The organism is Paraburkholderia sp. Cpub6 (assembly GCF_014201065.1).
GTDB lineage: Bacteria > Pseudomonadota > Gammaproteobacteria > Burkholderiales > Burkholderiaceae > Paraburkholderia > Paraburkholderia tuberum.
This window is the reverse complement of sequence record NZ_JACHDM010000008.1, coordinates 150,334-165,958: the sequence shown is the minus strand read 5'-3', so window position 1 is coordinate 165,958 and position 15,625 is coordinate 150,334. Positions and strand designations below refer to the sequence as shown.

At 64.7% G+C, this 15,625-nt stretch carries 13 protein-coding genes and 1 pseudogene; 10 read left to right on the top strand and 4 right to left on the bottom strand.

Features of this window, described 5'->3' with window-relative positions:
- Positions 1-6 precede the first annotated feature (6 nt).
- The 6 genes from HDG33_RS16720 to HDG33_RS16695 all read left to right on the top strand — a co-directional run bounded on the left by HDG33_RS16720 (position 7) and on the right by HDG33_RS16695 (position 5,671).
- Positions 7-921: a LysR substrate-binding domain-containing protein gene (locus HDG33_RS16720; protein WP_184030617.1), complete on the top strand. Its 915-nt coding sequence runs from the start codon at positions 7-9 to the stop codon at positions 919-921.
- Positions 922-1,278: 357 nt separating this feature from the next.
- Positions 1,279-1,878, top strand: coding sequence for a cytochrome b (locus HDG33_RS16715; RefSeq protein WP_184030613.1), 600 nt, complete (start codon positions 1,279-1,281; stop codon positions 1,876-1,878).
- A gap of 79 nt (positions 1,879-1,957) precedes the next feature.
- The gene (locus tag HDG33_RS16710; protein WP_184030610.1) at positions 1,958-3,409 is read left to right on the top strand and encodes a glycosyltransferase; all 1,452 of its coding nucleotides are present in this window, start codon (positions 1,958-1,960) and stop codon (positions 3,407-3,409) included.
- Positions 3,410-3,622: 213 nt separating this feature from the next.
- Positions 3,623-4,813, top strand: coding sequence for an aromatic ring-hydroxylating dioxygenase subunit alpha (locus HDG33_RS16705; protein ID WP_184030607.1), 1,191 nt, complete (start codon positions 3,623-3,625; stop codon positions 4,811-4,813).
- A gap of 225 nt (positions 4,814-5,038) precedes the next feature.
- Positions 5,039-5,164 carry a hypothetical protein gene (locus tag HDG33_RS37330; RefSeq protein ID WP_260327592.1) on the top strand — a complete coding sequence of 42 codons (126 nt, stop codon included), beginning with the start codon at positions 5,039-5,041 and terminating at the stop codon, positions 5,162-5,164.
- A 72-nt stretch (positions 5,165-5,236) separates the two neighbouring features.
- A complete protein-coding gene (locus HDG33_RS16695; RefSeq protein WP_184030601.1) occupies positions 5,237-5,671 on the top strand; it encodes a rubredoxin in 435 nt (144 codons plus the stop codon).
- 33 nt (positions 5,672-5,704) lie between these two features.
- Here HDG33_RS16695 and HDG33_RS16690 read toward each other — a convergent pair whose 3' ends face one another.
- Together HDG33_RS16690 and HDG33_RS16685 are read right to left on the bottom strand one after the other, a co-directional pair.
- Complete coding sequence (locus tag HDG33_RS16690) at positions 5,705-6,559, bottom strand: oxidoreductase (RefSeq protein ID WP_184030598.1); 855 nt, start codon at positions 6,557-6,559, stop codon at positions 5,705-5,707.
- Positions 6,560-6,788: 229 nt separating this feature from the next.
- Positions 6,789-7,727 carry a LysR family transcriptional regulator gene (locus tag HDG33_RS16685; protein ID WP_184030595.1) on the bottom strand — a complete coding sequence of 313 codons (939 nt, stop codon included), beginning with the start codon at positions 7,725-7,727 and terminating at the stop codon, positions 6,789-6,791.
- A gap of 108 nt (positions 7,728-7,835) precedes the next feature.
- Here HDG33_RS16685 and lysA point away from each other — a divergent pair, with 108 nt between their 5' ends.
- On the top strand, positions 7,836-9,104 hold the full coding sequence (gene lysA, locus HDG33_RS16680) for a diaminopimelate decarboxylase (RefSeq protein WP_184030592.1): 1,269 nt from the start codon (positions 7,836-7,838) through the stop codon (positions 9,102-9,104).
- Positions 9,105-9,140: 36 nt separating this feature from the next.
- Here the strand turns inward: lysA and HDG33_RS16675 are convergent, their stop codons facing one another.
- Complete coding sequence (locus HDG33_RS16675; protein WP_184030589.1) at positions 9,141-10,061, bottom strand: LysR substrate-binding domain-containing protein; 921 nt, start codon at positions 10,059-10,061, stop codon at positions 9,141-9,143.
- A 114-nt stretch (positions 10,062-10,175) separates the two neighbouring features.
- Between HDG33_RS16675 and HDG33_RS16670 the strand changes: the two genes are divergently transcribed.
- From HDG33_RS16670 to HDG33_RS16660, 3 genes are all read left to right on the top strand, one after another.
- A complete protein-coding gene (locus tag HDG33_RS16670) occupies positions 10,176-10,943 on the top strand; it encodes a transporter substrate-binding domain-containing protein (protein WP_184030587.1) in 768 nt (255 codons plus the stop codon).
- 37 nt (positions 10,944-10,980) lie between these two features.
- Positions 10,981-12,096 carry a succinylglutamate desuccinylase/aspartoacylase family protein gene (locus HDG33_RS16665; RefSeq protein ID WP_184030584.1) on the top strand — a complete coding sequence of 372 codons (1,116 nt, stop codon included), beginning with the start codon at positions 10,981-10,983 and terminating at the stop codon, positions 12,094-12,096.
- 258 nt (positions 12,097-12,354) lie between these two features.
- Complete coding sequence (locus HDG33_RS16660) at positions 12,355-13,272, top strand: dihydrodipicolinate synthase family protein (protein WP_184030581.1); 918 nt, start codon at positions 12,355-12,357, stop codon at positions 13,270-13,272.
- Between the two features lie 109 nt (positions 13,273-13,381).
- Here HDG33_RS16660 and HDG33_RS16655 read toward each other — a convergent pair.
- Positions 13,382-15,538: pseudogene (locus HDG33_RS16655) on the bottom strand (phosphocholine-specific phospholipase C).
- Positions 15,539-15,625 lie beyond the last annotated feature (87 nt).

Genomic DNA, 15,625 nt, shown 5'->3' with positions numbered 1-15,625 from the left:
TAGGTTATGCGGATCAGAGATATTGAAGTGTTCAGGGCGGTCATGAACGCAGGAAGCACGAGCAAGGCAGCGGCCCTGCTCGGCATTTCGCAACCGGCTGTCAGTCAGGCCATCAGGCGTCTGGAAACCATGGCGGACTTCGGCCTGTTCGAGCGGATACGCAGCCGGCTCGTTCCCACCCAGGAAGCCGTCGCCCTGATGCGTGAGGTTGACCAGTACTTTCGCGGATTCGAGGTCATCGAGCATCGAATCCGTAGTTTGCGGTCCTATGGATTGGGCCGGATGGCGATCGCCTCTCTGCCGGCACTGGGCACAGGCTTTCTGCCACGTGTCATTGCGGCGTTCGATGCCCCGTCCAGAAACGTGCAAATTTCGCTACAGGTGATGAGTTCGCGCGAAGTGCATGAGAAGGTCTCGGCTGGACAGGTGGATTTCGGCCTGATGTCCGACGAGATGTCGATGGCCGGCCTCGAACACTCGGTGTTCGCGCGTATGCGGGCGGTCGCAGTGATGAACTCGCATCATCCTTTGGCCACGCGTCCTGTCATCGCTGTTGCGGACCTGCCTGAATTTCCTTTCATCGCGCTGAATCCCGAAGACAGCACCAGGCTACGCCTGGAAACGCAACTCACGGCACGCGAAATCCGTCTCAAACCGGTCGTCGAGACGCCGTATTCGCACACGATCTGCGAACTGGCGCTCGCGGGAGTCGGTATAGGAATCGCTCATCCGCTCGTGACGTTGGACTTCGCAGAGCGGGGACTCGTCGTGAAGCCGATCGACATCGAGGTCATGTTCACAGGAGTGCTGGTGTTTCGCCCTGGTACCCCACTCACGGAAACCGCGAGGCAGTTCATGCGGCACATGAGAATGCAGCTCGAACGTGACCAGAAGGCGCTCAAAAGGGCGCTGGCGAATTGATCGGATAGAAATCGGACACGCTTGATCGCTACATCGCGCCTGGCCTCGTCACGTTCGACACCGCGTGCGAGCGACGGCTCGAACGCGCGCAAGCGCAAGGTGAACTCGATGCTGCCGGGCGTTCCGCGCTGATCTGGGGGACGCCAGCCAGAACATGGGCCAAAACACCAGCTAAAAAGCAGCCACGCGAGTGCGATTTGCGCGCGGGTCGTGCATCCGAAGCCCGAAACAAACTGAAACACGCAGGTTAAGCGCTTTGCGGAATAAAACGGCACACTTGGGCGTTTGCCTGATACCGGTAGCGTCGATTTTCAAACAGCTTTCGCGGCATTCATCGCCCTCGCGAACGGAACCCCCATGAACACCCAAGCGAATTCCCTGACCGATTCGACCAATGCCTCTCGCCCGCCGCGCTATACGCGCACCGCGATGACGCTGCACTGGCTGATCGCGTCGCTGATGTGCGTCAATGTCGTGCTCGCTCTGTCCGCTGATTCGCTGCCCGACGACTGGGTGCGTCCGGTGATCGACACGCACAAATCGATCGGCATCACGGTGCTCGGGCTCGCGCTGCTGCGCATCCTGTGGCGCGTGTCGCACAAGCCGCCGCCGTTGCCGCGCGAGTTTCCGTCGTGGGAAAAGATTGCCGCGCACCTCGCGCACTTCGCGCTGTATTTGCTGATGATTGCGCTGCCGCTGTCCGGCTGGCTGCACGATTCCGCGTGGAAAGACGCGGCCACGCATCCGATGCAGTGGTTCGGCCTGTTCCAATGGCCGCGCTTCGGCTACGTGATGCATCTCGACCCGACACTGAAAGAGACGTTGCACGATCGCTTCGGCGCGCTGCATGCGTGGCTCGGTTATGCGCTCTATGCGTTGCTGGCGATGCATATCGGCGGCGCGCTCAAGCATGAGTGGCTCGATCGCAAATCGGTATTGAAGCGCATGACGCCGTGAAGTCGCGGCGTGTTTTTGATGGCGCGCGAACACAGCTTCGCCAACTAACCGCAACCCAACTGAACCTGAAACACTCACCTTGAAGAAGACCCTAGAACAGGCACTCGCTGTCGCGTCGCCGCGCATTCTGCCGCGTCGCGCGACGCTATCGAGCACGCTGATCCATTCCAGCGTCGTCGTGCTGTGGGCACTGCTGTTCGCGCGAGCATTCTTTCTGCGTGGCGCGCTCGCGTGGTCGACCGGTATTGCGTATGTCGTGTATGACACGTTGCTGCTCGCGTTCGTCACGTGGAAGTCGTTGCCGCTCACCCGCCGCGCGGCGCCGCTCGAAGCCGACCACGAACGGCGCGAGTTGCCGGGCATGGGTGTCATCGTCGCGTCGCGTAACGAGGCGGTCGTGTTGCCGGTCACGCTCGCCGCGCTGCTGCGGCAAACGCACGGCCCCGCGCAGATCGTGATCGCCGACGACGGCTCCACCGACGCCACCGCCGAGTTGCTCACGCAACGCTTCGGCCTCACGCCCGCCGCCGATGGCGTGCTGAGCGCGCCGAGCTCGCTGCATCCGAACCTGTTCTGGCTGCGCGTGCCGCACGGCGGCAAGGCCCGCGCGCTGAACGCCGCGATCACCGTGATGACGACCGACACCGTGATGACCGTCGACGCCGACACGCTGCTCGACGACGACGCCACCTACGCGATGCGCGCCGCGTTCGCGAGCGAGCCGTCGCTCGTCGCGGCAGCGGGCATTCTCGTGCCGGTCTGCGGCAAGTCGCTGTCGGGCCGCGTGTTCCAGTGGTTCCAGACCTACGAGTACATGCGCAACTTCATCGCGCGTTTCGCGTGGATGCGCGCGGACAGCCTGCTGCTGATCTCGGGCGCATTCGCGTCGTTTCGGCGCGATGTGCTCGTCGCGGTCGGCGGCTTCGATCCGCAGTGTCTGGTCGAGGATTACGAACTGATTCACCGGCTGCGCCGCTATTCGGTGGATCACGAGCTCGGCTGGGACGTGCGCGTGGTCGGCGAAGCGCATGCGCGCACCGATGCGCCCGACACCCTCGCGAGCTTTCTGCGCCAGCGCCGCCGCTGGTTCGCGGGCTTCCTGCAGACCCAGTACTGGAACCGCGACATGACCGGCAATCGGCGCTACGGCACGCTCGGCATGCTGATGCTGCCGGTCAAGGCGGTCGACACGATGCAGCCGATCTACGGCCTCACGGCATTCGCATTGCTACTCGGTTTTCTGTTCGGCGGACACGGGGCGATCGTCGTGTCGATCTTCAGCGTGATCGGCCTGAAAACGGCAATCGATCTGGCGTTTTACCTGTGGAGCATCCATCTCTACCGGCGCTGGACCGGCGAGCGCAGTGGCAACAGTTTCGGCATGGCGATGCTCGCGGCCGTTGCGGAGCCGTTCACGTTCCAGCTCGCGCGTCATCTGGGCGCCACGCTCGGCTGGCTGCATTTTCTGCGCGGCGGCCGCGCGTGGGGCGTGCAACGGCGCTCCGGGCTCGTCGCGGTCGACGAGGATTGAGCAGCTCGAAGTGCAGGTCAATGTTTCCGTAGGGCGGGTGTGGTAAAGGTAGCTCGTCGCCCTGATGCGCGCTGCCGCGCAATGTGTGCTGCGATGCATCGCGCATGCCGGCGAAAGTGCCATGCGGCGGCTGCATCAAGTAGACTGGTGAAGATGCCGCACTGCCATGCAGCGCGGCAACCTTCCATCCGCTGGTGCACGGAGGCTTGACCTATGCATGCAGTTCCCCCGCTCGAACAGGAACAGGAATCCGCAGGCGCAACGCTCGCTGCCGCGCCTGCTCAAGCCACTCACGAGGCGCCGGTGCGCGATCTGCGCCGCGTCGCCATTCATCCGGATTACTGGTACCCACTCGCGTGGTCGCATGAAGTGAAGCGCGGCAAGACGCTCGGCGTGACCTTCGCCGGCGATCCGATCGTGCTCGCGCGCACCGAGAGTGGCAAAGTGTTCGCGCTGGAAGATCGCTGCGCGCATCGGCAGGTGCCGCTGCATCAGGGCGTGATCGACGGCGAATCGATTCGCTGCGGCTATCACGGCTGGACCTACGACTGCTCGGGCAAGTGCATCGACGTGCCGTACCTCGGCCGCGAGCGTCTACCGAACGGTGTGCGCTCGTATCCGTGTCAGGAAGTGGAGGGGCTGATCTTCGTGTTTCCCGGCGACGCCGCGCTCGCGGAGGAACGGCCGTTGCCGGGCTTTCGCTCGGTATCCGACCCGAAGTACAAGACGCGCCGTTTCGGCCGTCCGGTCAAGTGTCATTATTCGTTCATGCACGAGAACCTGATGGACATGAATCATCAGTTCCTGCATCGCCGCCAGATGGGGCGCATGCGCGCGCGTTCGCTCGGGCGGCGGCGCGGTGAGGGCTGGGTCGAGGTCGACTACACGTTTGCGCGCATGGAGGGGCAGCAGCCGCTAGGCGAGGCAATGGTGTTCGGCGAGAGGCGCAAGACCGGTGGCTCCGGCGACAAAGACGTCATGACGATCCGCACCGAATACCCGTTCCAGACGCTGCAAATCCGCAACGACGAGCAGACGCTGGTGATGGACCTGTGGATCGTCTATGTGCCGCTCGACCGCGAGCAGCGCACCAACCGAACGTTCGGGCTGCTGTCGATCCGCAAGCCCGGCATTCCGGGTGTGATGAATCTCGCATGGCCGCTGCTGGTGTGGTTCACCGAACGCATTTTCAAGGAGGATCGCGAGATCGTCGAGGCGGAGCAGCGCGCCCACGATTCGCAGGGAGCGGACTGGAATCATGAGGTGTTCCCGGTCATCAACGACTTGCGCGCGCTGCTGCGCGAGTGCGGCGCGCCGGACCAGGTGGTCGGCGCGGGCACCGGCGATACGGCGGTGATCCGTTTCTGGGATTCGCGTCACGGCGATCCGCTCGCCAAGACCTGAGCGCGGCGCGGCGCGGGTGTGTTCACCGGCGCCGCGCACTCCGTCCCGCCACGGCGTTCCCCCTCGCCGGGAATTAATCCATCTCCCCACGGTAGACAATGCGCGGCGCGCGAGCGGCGATAATATCGCCCGGTACTTTTATTGCGCGCGAGTTTGCGCCAATCGACATTCGTCGCGTCCGCACCCGTGTACCATTGCGCTTTTTCCGAACTTCAAGACTCGCTCGTGACCACGCAACAAACCCCCACCAACTCGCGTAAATCCCTCACTCTGCTGCAGTTGCTTGGCCTGATCGGCGCCGCTGGCCTGATCGCCTCGATCGCGCTGAATCTGCTGGTCCACGCGCACTGAAGCAGCGCCCGCGTCGCGCGGGCAGCCTTGTGCCGGCGCGCGTCGCCGGCTTTCTCGAGATTTTTGATTGCCATGTACAAGAAGGGCGTAGCCGTAGAAATCCAGTTTTCCCCCGAGCGGCTCAACGACGGCGCCGGCGATCCGTACTGGATCGATCTGACCCGCGACGAAGCGCAGCGCCTGCTCGACAGCCTGAAGGCGCGGCTCGCGGGAACCGGTAGCGGCACGGTCGCGCCGCTCGTCGTGAGCCTCGATGCGACGGCGCGCACGTGCGCGGCGGATGCCGCTGCGACCGGTACGCCCGATGCGCCGTCGGCCGCGAACGTCGCCACAGCCGACGACTTCAAGCAATGGGTCTGCGTGATCTGCGGCTGGGTCTACGACGAAGCCGCCGGCGTGCCGGAAGAGGGCATCGCGCCGGGCACGCGCTGGGCCGATGTGCCGGCCGACTGGCGCTGCCCGCTGTGCGATGTGGGCAAGGAAGATTTTGCGCTGGTGGAGTTTTAAGCGGCGGGCCGAGGCTCGCCTGATAAACCCGCTCTACGCCGTCCCTTCCGGATAATCCGCCCCTTCGCTCGTCGCTCGCCAGGTGTCGAAATCGCCGCGCAGAAAGTCGAGCTTCCTGTACGCGAGATCGAGCGCGGTCTTGCCGAGCAGCAGACGCAGCGGCGGCGCGTCCGACAATGCCGCATCGATGATCGCCTGCGCGGCGCGCACCGGGTCGCCGGCCTGGTTGCCGCTGCGCGCTTCGGTCTGCTTGCGGCGCTCGCCGGCGGTCGACGCATAGTCGTCGATCAAGGTTGCCGACTGCTTGATCGACGGACCCGCCCAGTTGGTGCGAAACGGCCCAGGCTCGACGATCAGCACGCCGATGCCGAGTGGTTTCACTTCCAGCGCGAGCGATTCCGAGAGCCCTTCCACTGCGTACTTCGTCGCATGGTAGTAGCCGGTCGCCGCGAAACTCGCAATCCCGCCAATCGACGACACGTTGACGATCAAACCGCTGCGCTGCTCACGCATGATCGGCAGCACGGCCTTCGTGATGTCGACGAGGCCGAACACGTTGGTCTCGAACATCGCGCGGACTTCGCTGTCCTCGCCTTCCTCGATCGCGGCCAGATAACCGTAGCCCGCGTTGTTGACGAGCGCGTCGATGCGGCCGAAATGGCGCTTCGCCTGTGCGACCACGGTTTCTATCTGCGCGCGATTGGTCACGTCGAGCGGCAGCACCAGCGCGCGCTCGCCGTGCCCCTCTGCGATGTCCTTCACTTTCGATGCATCGCGTGCGGTGACGACCGCGCGCCAGCCGCGTTCGAGCACGAGCTTCGCGAGCTCGCGGCCGAAGCCGGTGGAACAGCCTGTGATCAGCCAGACGGGATTGTCTCGATTCATCATTTGGAACACTCCTGTTGAGGGTCTATGACGTGAAGCCTGGAAAATGGCGCTAAAAACGGCGCCCCGGTGCGGCGCAGACGCGCGGCGCGTCGGTAATCGGTATGCGGGCGATGTCAGCTCGACGCGTGCCCGGTTCGCGCGGCGGACGGTTCGGGCGGTGGCCCCGCGCGAACGCGCGTGGCGCTGCGCGGATTCGCCGGGCGATGAAGCGGGGACGCCGCCGTGACTGCTATGAAAGCGATGACCGCTTGGCGCTGGTGTGGCGCTTCAATTGTAGCCGCAGCGCGGCGGCTTCGCTTTGCAGCGCGCCGACGAACGCGTCCGCGAGCGGATGCGCGGGCCGGTGCTCGGGACGGATCACGCTGACGCGAAATGGCAGCGATGACGCGAGCGGCCGGATATGCAGATTGTGACCCGCGAAATCGAGCGCGGTCAGCGGATTGACGATCGCAATGCCGAGCCCTTGCCGCACGAAGCTGCACACGGACACCGCGGTCGGCGTTTCGATCAGCAGGCGGCGCGCGATGTCGGCTCGCGCGAACGCTTCGTCGATTTGCAGCCGGTATGGATCGTTCGCGGACAGGCTGATGAACGCCTGATCGGCGAAATCTTTCAATGCGATCACGCGTTTCGCGAGCAGCGGGTGAGCGTCGGGCAGCACACACACTTCATCGACGGCGATGAGTGGCGTGAGCCGCGTGCCGGGCGGCGGCGCGGCGTGCTCGGTGAGGCCGAGGTCATAGCGCTGCGCGCTCAGCCATTCTTCGAGAAACGGCGACTCCTGCGTCGCGATCGATACGCTGACGCCCGGCTGCACATCGTGAAAGCGTTTGACGGCGCCCGGCAGGATCGAATGCGAAAACAACGGCAGCGCGATCAGGGACAGCTGGCCACCCTTGAATTCGCGCAGCGCGGCCGCCGTCGACGCGACGCGTTCGAGCCCGGCATACGCGCGCTTGATCTCGTCGAACAGCGTCAGCGCGGATTGCGTGGGACGCAGCCGGCCCTGCACTCGCTCGAACAACGCGAAGCCGATGCTCTGTTCCATGCGCGCGAGTTCGCGGCTCACGGTGGGCTGCGACGTGAACAGCATCTCGGCTGCCTTGGTCACGCTGCCGGCCGTCATCAGCGCGCGGAAGATTTCGATGTGCCGGTGCGTGAGCGCCATGGTGGGTCCGTGCTATATCAAAAGTGAATAGGCGAGCAATAGATTGGTATTTTACTGAATGATCGCCACGGATCATCATGTCGGCTATCGCTTTCGCAAAGCTTCGACATGCAACCGACCACGACGCCATTCGACTCCCGTCAACTCGCCGACCTCGCGCGCCAGCACGGCACGCCGCTATGGGTCTATGACGCCGACACGATTCGCCAGCGCATCGCGCAGTTGCGCAGTTTCGACACGATCCGCTACGCGCAGAAGGCCTGTTCGAACGTGCACATCCTGAAGCTGATGCGCGACGAAGGCGTGATGGTCGATGCGGTCTCTTTGGGTGAACTCGCGCGCGGTTTTGCCGCGGGTTATGCGGCTCAACCCGCATCGAACGGTGGGCCCGAAGGCGTCGTCTTCACCGCCGACGTGCTCGACCACGCGACGCTGGCCACCGTGCTCGACGAGCGAATCACGGTCAACGCCGGCTCGCCCGACATGCTCGAACGGCTCGGGAGACACGCGAGCGAAGGCCATCGCGTGTGGCTGCGGATCAATCCCGGCTTCGGTCACGGCCACAGCAGCAAGACCAACACAGGCGGCGAGCACAGCAAGCACGGCATCTGGCGCGATGACCTGCCACGCGCGCTCGAACTGGTGCGGCGCTATCGGCTGAAGCTCGTCGGGCTGCATATGCATATCGGCTCGGGTGTCGATTACGCGCATCTCGCGAAAGTGTGCGATGCGATGGTCGATGCGGTGTCGCAACTCGATCAGGATATCGAGGCGATTTCCGCGGGTGGTGGTTTGTCGGTGCCGTATCGCGATGGCGAGCTGAGTGTCGATACCGCGCATTATTTCCGGCTGTGGGACGACGCGCGGCGCCGCATCGAAGCACGCGTCGGGCATCGCGTGCGACTCGAAATCGAACCGGGGCGCTTTCTGGTCGCGCAGGCAGGTGTACTCGTCGCCGAAGTGCACGCGCTGAACCGGCGGCCGTCGCGGCAATTCGCGTTGCTCGATGCGGGCTTCAACGACCTGGTGCGGCCGTCGTACTACGGCAGTTATCACGAGATCAGCGTGCTTCGGCGCAACGGCACGCCGAGCGATGCGCCGGCCGGCTCGTTCAGCGTGGCGGGGCCACTGTGCGAAGCCGGCGACGTGTTCACGCAGGCGCAAGGCGGAGTCGTCACGAGCCGGTCGATGCCCGCGCCTCGAGTGGGCGACCTGCTCGTGTTCCATGACACAGGCGCGTACGGCGCGTCGATGTCATCGAACTACAACAGCCGGCCGCTCGCGCCCGAGGTGCTGATCGAGCGCGGCAACGCGCGGCTGATCCGGCGCAGGCAGCGCGTCGAAGAATTGATAGCGCTCGAAGCAACGGCGGCTTGAGCGGCGCGTTGGAGTTCAACGCTCAACACTCAACGCTCAATGCGCCCGCACCGCGCGCGCGTACGACGCGATCATCGTCGCGAACTCCTGCGCGGCTGGGGTCAGCGGAATCGCGGCGCGTTGCAGCAGACAGACGTTCTGCTGCAACGCGCGCTCGCGCACGGGGATCGTCGTCAGCACGTCCGCGAACGGTCCGCGCTTCGCGATGACCGATGATTCGAGCGACAGGCAGTCAGTCGCGGCTACCAGGTGCAGCGTCTCGAACAAGCCCTCGACGGTCGCGACGATCTTCGGCGGCGGCAAGCCGTAGCTGTCGAACAGATGGCTCAACCGGTTGACGTGCGGCTCCTCGGTCAGATTCGGCGAGCGCGTCGTCACCCACGTGCAATCGACGAGTTCGGCGAGCGACTTCGCGCGCGCCTTCGGATGACCGCGCCGGCACACGATCACCGGGTCGGACGGATAGAGCGGCGTGACCGACAGATCGGCGGTGTCGGTCTGCTTCGATACGAGCGCGACAGCGAAATCCAGCGTGCCTTCGCGGATCCACGAAATCATCATGCGCGACGTGCCCGTGCGCAGATGCACGGCGACGCGCTCGAAGCGCGCACGAAATTCCATCAACACGGGCGCGAACGCGTCGACGAGCGGCTCTGTCGTCATGCCGAACGTGACCTCGCCCACGTAGTCGCCGCGCAGTTGCCGCACGTCCTCCTCGGCACGCTCGCATTCACCGAGGATCGCGCCGGCCCGCTGCAGCAGCCGCTGGCCCAGCGCGGTCAGCGCAATGCCGCGATTCGTGCGCGTGAACAGCGTCGCGCCGAGCATCGATTCGAGGTTCTGCAACTGCTGCGTGATGCCGCTTTGCGCGATGCCGAGCGCGCGCGAGGCCGCGCGGATGCTGCCATGCTCGGCGACCGCCGTGAACGCGCGCAGCTGGGAAATCGTCAATGCCATGGCGTCAGGGTTTGGTGATCGGTAAAAGTGATCATGATAGTCCGAACGGGACTTCTTTGAGGCGCCACAGCGGCCTACGATCACGCTGTCCTGATCCGCTCATCGTCGCCTTCCATGAAAACTCCACTGATCACTCTCTGCGCCGCGCTGGCTTTCAGCAGCGGCGCGTTCGCCGCTGACGCCAACACGTTGCGCCTCGGCATCGATCCGACCTATCCGCCGATGGACTCGAAGGCGCCCGATGGCAGCCTGAAGGGCTTCGACGTCGATCTCGGCAACGAGATTTGCCGGCGCATCCACGCGCATTGTCAGTGGGTCGAACTCGAGTTTTCGGGCATGATTCCGGCGCTGCAGGCGCGCAAGATCGACGCGGTGCTGTCGTCGATGGCGATCACCGAGAAGCGCGAGCAGCAGATTCTGTTTTCGTCGAAGCTGTTCCAGTTCAAGTCGCGGCTGATCGCGCGGCAAGGCTCGTCGCTCGCGCCTACGGCGAGCGGACTTGCCGGCAAGCAGATCGGCGTGCAGTCGGGCACGCAGTTCGAGGGCTACGCACTGAAGAACTGGACGCCGCTCGGCGCGAACGTGGTCGCCTACAAGAGCCAGGACGAGGTGTTCGCCGATCTGCAGAACGGCCGGCTCGACGGCGCGTTGCTCGGCACCGTCGAGGCCGATTACGGCTTCCTGCGCACGCCCGCGGGCAAGGGCTTCGCGTTTGTCGGCGAGCCGCTTTCGATGGGAGATCGCGGCGTCGGCATCGGCTTGCGCAAGGACGAAACCGCGGTGCAGGCATCGATCAACGCGGCGATCGCGTCGATGCGCAAAGACGGCACCTATGCGCAGATCGCGAAGAAGTACTTCGACTTCGATCCGTACGGCAATTGATCCAGATTTCCAACATTATCTTCACGGCTTTCCATTCATGAACAGGCAATCGATTCCGCTTGTGTCGCCAGCCATCGGCACGCACCGCGAACTGGTGTCGTTTCATTTCGGCCCGGCCAATAGCGGGCAGAAGATCTACATCCAGGCGTCGCTGCATGCCGACGAAACGCCCGCGATGCTGACCACGGCGCTGCTGAAGCGGCGTCTGCGGGAGCTGGAGGAAGCCGGCGCGCTGAGCGCTCAAATCGTGCTCGTGCCGGTGTCGAATCCGGTCGGGCTCAGTCAATACGTGCTCGGGCAGTTCATCGGCCGCTTCGATCTCGGCAGTGGCAGGAACTTCAACCGGCATTTCGTGCAGTTCGCAAAGCTCGTCGCGAATGCGAAAGAGGCGCTCGGCGCCGACGCGAACGAGAACCGCCGCATCGTGCGCGAGCTGCTCGCGGCCGAACTCGCGCAACAGAAGCCGCTGACCGAATTCGAGTCGCTGCAACAGGCGCTCCTGAAGTTGTCGTGCGACGCGGACGTCGTGATCGATCTGCATTGCTCGCTCGAAGCGGCGATGCATGTGTACACGAGCGAAGCCGCCTGGGCCGAGTTCGAGCCGCTGTCGCGCTATCTCGGCGCGGAGGCGTCGTTGCTCGCGACCGATTCGGGCGGCGGCGCATTCGACGAAACCCACAGCCTGCTGTGGTGGACGTTGCAGCAGCAGATGCCGGCGAGCAAGCCGGTGCCGACCGGCTCGATCGCGGTGACGGTCGAATGCCGCGGCCAGCGCGACGTGTCGTATGAAGTCGCGCAGCAGGATGCCGACGCGGTCGTCGACTATCTGGTGTGGCGCGGCGCGATTCGGGGCGAGGCCAAGCCGTTGCCGCCGCTGCTGTCGCCGGCGACGCCGCTCGCGGGCAGCGAGCAGTTCTATGCGCCGGTGAGCGGGATTCTCGTGCACCGCGCGAAGATCGGCGACAAGATCCGCGTCGGCCAGCCGCTGTTCGATATCGTCGATCCGCTGACCGACGAGACGACCACGATCGCGAGCCAGACCGAAGGGGTGCTGTATATGCGGCGCGCGATCCGTTTCGCGACGGCCGGTGCGCCGCTCGGTCGCGTGACCGGCACGCTGCCGATCCGAACGGGCGTGCTGCTGGGCGCCTGAAACGCGTAACGGCTATGCCGGACTCGGCATCCAGGGGCCGCCTCGACGCCTCGCGCGACGGTGCTGACGTGCGCCTCAGCCGCCTTGCTGCGAAGTCGCCGGCACCGCCCGGCCGGCGATCCGGCGCCTCGCCTGTTGTGCGGATTTAATCTCTTTCAGCCACGAAAAAGCCCAAGCCCGCCTCCGGATAAAGGCCGATACTCGTCGTCATACTCAACGTGTGTCGGCGCGGCCGGCTTTTTGAAGGAGACGGACAAAGTGAGCAAGGCTATCCAATGGAGCGGGGTGTTTCCCGCCGTCAGCACCCAGTTCAAGCCGGATTTTTCGCTCGACATCGACGCGACGCACCGCGTGGTCAGCAATCTCGTCAAGGACGGGGTGTCGGGTCTGGTGGTCTGCGGCACGGTCGGCGAAAACACCTCGCTGAGCACGCCGGAAAAACTGCAGGTGATCGAGGCCGCGCGCGACGCGGCCGGCGGCAAGGTGCCGGTCGTCGCGGGTGTCGCCGAGTTCACGACCGAGTTCGCGCGGCAGACGGTGCGTGAAGCCGCGCGTGTCGGCGTCGACGGCGTGATGGTCATGCCGGCGCTCGTCTATTCCGCGAAGCCGCACGAAACCGCCGCGCATTTCCGCTCGGTCGCGACCAGCACCGATCTGCCGGTGATGATCTACAACAACCCGCCGATCTACAAGAACGACGTCACGCCGGACGTGCTGATCGCACTGCAGGACTGCGAGAACATCGTCTGCTTCAAGGATTCGTCGGGCGATACGCGACGCTTCATCGATCTGCGCAACGCGGTGGGCGACCGCTTCGTGCTGTTCGCCGGCCTCGACGACGTCGTCGTCGAAAGCATCGCGGTCGGTGCAGAAGGGTGGGTGTCGGGCATGTCGAACGCGTTCCCGAAGGAGGGCGAGACGCTGTTCCGCCTCGCCACGCAGAAGCGTTTCGATGAAGCGCTGTCGCTGTACCGCTGGTTCATGCCGCTGTTGCACCTCGACGCGCGCCCCGACCTCGTGCAATGCATCAAGCTGTGCGAGGAACTGCTCGGCCGCGGCAGCGCTGTCACGCGTCCGCCGCGCCTCGCGCTGCAAGGCGACGCGCTCGCCGAAGTCAAACACATCGTCGCCAAGGCGCTCGCCACGCGTCCGGCGCTGCCGGACGTCGGTCTCTAAGCACCGCGTTTCAATACGAGCCTCAAAAAACATCGGCACCCTGTCCGCCACGTAGGCGGGACAGGATGCCGAGTCAGACCGCAAGTAAGCGGGGCTGGCGGTGGTTGCCTCAACTCGCGCTCAGCACCGGCGCAACCGCAGCCGGATCGCTGATACTCGGCCGGCCGTTCTCGACGTGACCGGCAAAGCGGCGCGAGAAGCTCGCGTCGTCACTGCTCGTCACCGTCAGGTCGTACCAGTGATGGCTCGACGCAAGCACCCAGCCTTCTTCGATACGCGCATTGGCCGGCACGACCACGGTGCGCGGGCGCGCGCCGTACGCGTTGTCGATCACCGTCAGATGCGCGATGCCGCCGCCGCTGTTGGTGAACTTCAGGAACACGTTGCCATTCGCGACGTCGTATTGCACGGTCACTTCAGGCCGCGCCGGTTGGTTGTTGCCCTGACCGTTGCCATGGCCATTCTGCGTGCTTTGCGTGCTCGCCTGGGTGTTGCCCGCGAACTTGCGCACGAAGCCGTTCGGGCCGAACACGTCGAATGCATACACGCCGTTCGTCGTGCTCAGGTCGAACGTGTCGCTGAGCGACTTGCCCGCTTCGACCGTGTAGCGCCACGGACCGTCGGTGCGATTCGTCGCGTACACGTAGAAGTGCGCGCCCTGGTCGCCAGTATTGCCGATCGTGATTTCGAACGTGTCGTTGCCCGCGTTCGCCGCGCCGTTCACATGCAGTTCGTACGGCAACGCGCGCGCGAAACGGATGCCCGCTTCCTGCGCATCGACCGGAGTCGGCGTCGTCGGCACGGTCGGCTTCGGTTGCGTCTTGCACTGGTTGTCGGCCATGCTCATGTAGTTGCTGGTGTCCGGCAGCGACGGCATCTTCGCATCCGGCGTGCGGAAATCGAACGCGGTGGTCAGGTCGCCGCATACCGCGCGACGCCATGCCGTGATGTTCGGCTCATGCACGCCGAAGCGCGTTTCGATGAAGCGGATCACCGACGTGTGATCGAACACCTGCGAGCACACGAAGCCACCCTTGGTCCACGGCGACACGATCGTCATCGGCACGCGCGGGCCGAGGCCGTACGGATAGCCGTCGGCGGTGTAACTGCCGCCGCGCAGCGGATTGACGACATTGTGGATTTCGCCGTCGGTCGTCACCGTCGACTTGCCCTGGGTGGAGGTCGTCGGCGGTTGCGGCGGCACGAGGTGATCGAAGAAGCCGTCGTTCTCGTCGTACATGATGAAGAGCACGGTCTTGCTCCACACCTCGGGGTTCGACGTCAGCGCGTCGAGGATCTGCGACGTGTATTCGGCGCCGTACGCGGGCGTGTAGCTCGGATGCTCCGAGTAGGCGGCCGGCGGGCACAGCCACGACACCTGCGGCAGCCGGTTCGCGAGCACGTCGGCTTTCAGGTCGTCGATCGTGCGCACGGTTTGCGCGCGCTCGTAGAGCGGCGAACCGGGTTGCGCGTTGATGAAGTTCGTGAAGTTCTGCAGGATGTTGGTGCCGTAATTGCCATTCAGCGGATCGACGCCCGACGTGCCCTGCTGATAGATCTGCCACGAAATGCCCGCGGCCTGCAGACGCTCCGGGTACGTGGTCCACGACAGCAACTGTTAGTTCGGCGGACCGTCGCCGTCGACCCAGTCGTTGTTGTCGAGCAGCGGGCCGCCCATCGTGCCGGTCGGGTCGACCATGCCGGTCATCAGATACGCGCGGTTCGGGTGCGTCGGTCCCGGCAACGAGCAGAAGTACGCGTCGCAGATCGTGAACGCGTCGGCGAGCGCGTAGTGGAACGGGATGTCGCTACGCAGGTGGTAGCCCATCGTCATGTCGGTCTTGTTGGCGGGCCACTGGTCGTAGCGGCCGCCGTCGATCGCGTAGTGGGTCTTGTACCACGAGTGATCGAGATCGCCGACGCATTGCGCGCTCGTCGTCGCGGTGTCCAGATGGAACGGCAGCACCGGCTTGGTCGGGTCTTCCTTCGACGGCTGATTCCACACCGGCAGGCCGCTCGGCAGCGGAATCGGGAAGCGGTCGTTGTAGCCGCGCACGCCGCGCAGATGGCCGAAGTAGTGGTCGAACGAGCGGTTCTCCTGCATGAACACGACGATGTGCTCGATATCGCGAATCGTGCCCGTGCGCGAAAACGCGGGCACGGCGAGCGCGTTGCGGATCGACTCGGGCAATGCGGTCATCGCGGCGGCGGCGCCCGCGGATGAAGCCACGGTTTGCAGGAAACGGCGACGGCTAGTTGATGTCATCGAATATCACCTTCTGCGTAGGGGAAGAATGGCGCGCGTGAGCGTGCCTTGGGGTGTTTCGTGGTCGGTTACGCGTTGCTCTTGCTG